The 4,056-nt window shown below is 69.9% G+C and carries 1 protein-coding gene; it reads left to right on the top strand.

The genetic code is table 11. The features are described from left to right. Nucleotides 1-4,056: RHS repeat domain-containing protein (locus ABD844_RS31460; protein WP_344886316.1), on the top strand; the 4,056-nt coding region annotated here is incomplete at both ends.

Raw genomic sequence — 4,056 nt, 5'->3', positions numbered from 1 at the left:
CAGCACCCCGGCCAACGCCTGGTGCCAGCAGGGCTACCGGTGGAACCTCGACTACGCCGTGGACACCCACGGCAACGCCACCACCTACTGGTACACCCAGGAGACCAACTACTACGGCCGCAACATGAAGCCCGAACTGGGCACCGTGTACGACCGCAGCGCCTACCTGACCCGCATCGACTACGGCTACCTCAGCGGCGAACTGTTCACCAAGGCCCCCGCCACCCAGGTGGTGTTCGACGTCGCCGAGCGGTGCCTGCCCAGCGGCACCGTGACCTGCGCGGCCGCCGAGCTGAAGAAGGAGACCGCCGCCCACTGGCCGGACGTGCCGTTCGACCAGATCTGCGACTCGGGCGTGAAGTGCACCGACCGCCTGGCGCCGACCTTCTTCACCCGCAAGCGGCTGACCAAGGTCACCACCCAGATCGGCAACGGAGCCGGCCAGTACACCCCCGTCGACTCCTGGACCCTGACCCACCAGTTCCCCGCCACCGGCGACGGCATGAGCCCCGCCCTGTGGCTGGCCTCGATCCAGCAGACCGGCCACGTGGGCGGCACCCTCACGCTGCCGAAGACCACGTTCAAGGGAGTGCAGCTCCCCAACCGGGTCGACGCCACCGAAGGCCGCGCTCCGCTGGTCAAGTGGCGCGTCCAGACCGTCGACAACGGCACCGGCGGCGAACTGCGCGTCAACTACAAGGCGGCCGACTGCCAGCCCGGGGCCCTGCCCGCGGCCGACAAGAACACCAGGCTGTGCTTCCCGCAGCGCTGGTCACCCCCCGACGAGGCCGAGGTCACCGACTGGTTCCACAAGTACGTCGTCGCCCAGACCGTCGAGGTCGACCGCGTGGCGGCCTCACCCAACGTGGTCACCGACTACGAGTACCTCGGCGGCGCCGCCTGGCACTACGCCGACAACATCCTCGTCAAGCCCGAGCACCGCACCTGGTCCGACTTCCGCGGCTTCGGCAGGGTACGCGTGCGCGAGGGCGACGGCCAGGACACCAGGCGCACCCTCACCGAGACCCGCTACTTCCGCGGCATGCACGGCGACAAGCTGGCCGACGGCACCAAGCGCAGCGCCCAGGTCGAGGACACCGAGGGCGTCAAGCTCGACGACCTCGACCAGTACGCCGGCTTCGAACGCGAGGAGATCACCTACGACGGCGACGGCGGAGCCATCCTCACCGCGACCGCCGAACAGCCCTGGTCGCTGAAGACCGCCGAGTCCACCCAGGGCGGCGTCACCAAGACCGCGCACATGGTCGAGGCGAAGTCCATGGTGACCCGCACCGCCCTGGCCAACGGCACGTGGCGGCGCACCGGCGAGGAGCGCACGTACGACACCAAGGGCCTGCTCACCCAGATCGAGGAGCGGGGCGACCTGGCGAGCACCGGCGACGACCAGTGCACCCGCTACACCTACGCCCGCAACGACACGAGCTGGATGCTCGACTACACCAGCCGCATCCAGAAGGTCGCCGCGCCCTGCGGCACGGCGGTGTCCACGCTGGCCGCCGAGGAGATCATCTCCGACGAGAAGGTCGGCTACGACGGCAAGACGTTCGGCCAGGCGCCGACCAAGGGCGACGTCACCTCCGTCCACCACCTCGTCTCCGCCGACGGCACCACGATCACCGACAGCACCCACACCTACGACGCCTACGGCCGCGAGACCAGCGAGACCGACGCGGTCGGCACCAGATCCACCACCGCCTACAGCCCGGCGGCGGGCGCCCCGGCCACCGAGATCGTGCAGACCAACCAGCTCGGCCACACCGAGCGGACCCTGCTCAGCCCGGCCTGGGGCGAGCCGGTCGCCGAGGTCGACGCCGCCAACCGCCGCATCGACCTGGACTACGACGCGCTCGGCCGGGTGACCAAGGTCTGGCAGCCCGACCGCAGCAAGGCCGCCGGGCAGTCGCCCAGCACCGAGTACTCCTACCTCATGCGGGCCGACGGCCCCAGCGTCGTCACCACCAAGACGCTCAACGCCGACGGCACCTACACCAGCAGCCACGAGCTGTTCGACGGCCTGATGCGCGAGCGCCAGACCCAGGAACCCGCGCCCAGGGACGCGCAGGCGACGGACCCGGCACTGCGCGACGGCCGCACCGTCACCGACACGATGTACAACTCCCAGGGCCAGCAGAGCAAGTCGAACACCGGCTACTTCGCCACCGGCACCCCCGCGACCGACCTGCTCGGCGTGGCCGACACCGACGTGCCCACCCAGGTCGTGTCCGCCTTCGACGGCTCGGGAGACGTCAACGCCCAGGTGCTCAAGGCCAAGGGCGTGGAGAAGTACCGGGTCAGCACCGCGCAGGAGGGCGACCGGGTGCACGTGACGCCGCCGCCCGGCGGCACCGCGACCACCCGGATCGGGGACGCCGAGGACCGGCTGATCGAGCTGCGCCAGTACAAGGGGGCCACCCCGACCGGCGCGTACGAGTCCACCAAGTACACCTACGACCACGCCGGGCGCCTGTCCACGGTGACCGACCACGCCGGCAACGTATGGCGCCACCACTACGACCTGCGCGGCCGGGAGATCAAGGTGGAGGACCCCGACAAGGGCGCCACCACCATGACCTACAACGACGCCGACGAGCTGGTCTCCACGACCGACGCCCGCGGCCGGACCCTGTGGTACGGCTACGACCAGCTCGGCCGCAAGACCGAACTGCGCGACGGGTCGGCGACCGGCCCGCTGCTGGCCGAGTGGAAGTACGACGCCCTGGCCAAGGGCCACATGAACGCCAGCATCCGCTACGTCGGCGGGCAGGCGTACAAGGCCGAGATCAACGCGATCGACGCCGACTACCGCACGCTGCGCCAGACGGTCACCATCCCCGAGCGGGAGGGCAAGCTGGCCGGCTCCTACCAGCTCAACACCCGCTACACGCTCGACGACCAGGTCCAGTCGGTCAGCTTCCCCGCCGCCGGCGGGCTGGCCGAGGAACAGGTCGTCTACACCTACGACGAGCTGAGCCAACCGACCAAGGTCACCGGCCTGTCGACGTACGTGACCGCCACCCGCTACTCCAAGCTCGGCGAGACCCTGCAGTACGAGCTGGGCACCGGAAGCAGGAAGACCTGGCTCACCTACACCCACGACGAGTCCACCCGCAGGCTGACCGGCATGCGGCTGGACCGGGAGAACGCCGGCGCCGCCGACCTGGACGTCAGTTACTCCTACGACGCCGTCGGCAACATCACCAAGATCGCCGACGGGGCGAGCCAGGACACGCAGTGCTTCACCTATGACCACCTGCGCCGACTGACCTCCGCCTGGACCGCGACCGACGACTGCGCCACCGGCACCCCGCAGCCGGGCAAGATCGGCGGCGTGGCGCCGTACGCGGTCAGCTACGCCTACGACTCCACCGGCAACCGGACCAAGGAGACCAAGCACGCCTTCGGCAGCGCGGGCGAGCAGGTCCGCGACTACACCTACCCCGCCCCCGGCAGCAAGCAGCCCCACGCGCTGCAGGCCGTAGGGGCCGACCTCTTCGAATACGACGCCGCCGGCAACACCACCCGGCGCAAGGTCGGCACCTCCGACCAGAGCCTCGTCTGGGACGCCGAAGGCAACCTGGAATCGGTCACCGAGGCCGGAAAGACCACCTCGTTCGTCTACAGCGCGGACGGCGACCGCCTCATCCGCAAAACTTCCACCGACACCACCCTCTACATCGACGACATGGAGCTGCGCCTCGACCACGCCAAAGACGTCGTCGAACAGACCCGCTACTACACCGTCAACGAGCAGCCCATCGCCGTACGCACCCCCGACAACCAGGTCTCCTTCCTGGCCAACGACCACCAGGGCACCGCGCAGGCCGCGGTGAACGCCACCACCGGCGACGTGGCGATGCGCCGGCTCACCCCGTTCGGCGAGAACCGGGGCTCGCCACCGGCGTTCTGGCCAGGACAGCGCGCCTTCGTCGGCGGCACCGAGGATCCGACCACCGGGCTCGTCCACCTCGGCGCCCGCGAGTACGACCCCAAGCTCGGCCGCTTCCTCTCGGTCGACCCCGTCATCGAGGAGACCGA

It is taken from the genome of Nonomuraea antimicrobica (genome assembly GCF_039536965.1).
In the GTDB taxonomy this organism is placed as follows: domain Bacteria; phylum Actinomycetota; class Actinomycetes; order Streptosporangiales; family Streptosporangiaceae; genus Nonomuraea; species Nonomuraea antimicrobica.
The sequence above is the reverse complement of the archived record's forward strand: the minus strand, read 5'-3'. Positions and strand labels throughout refer to the sequence as shown.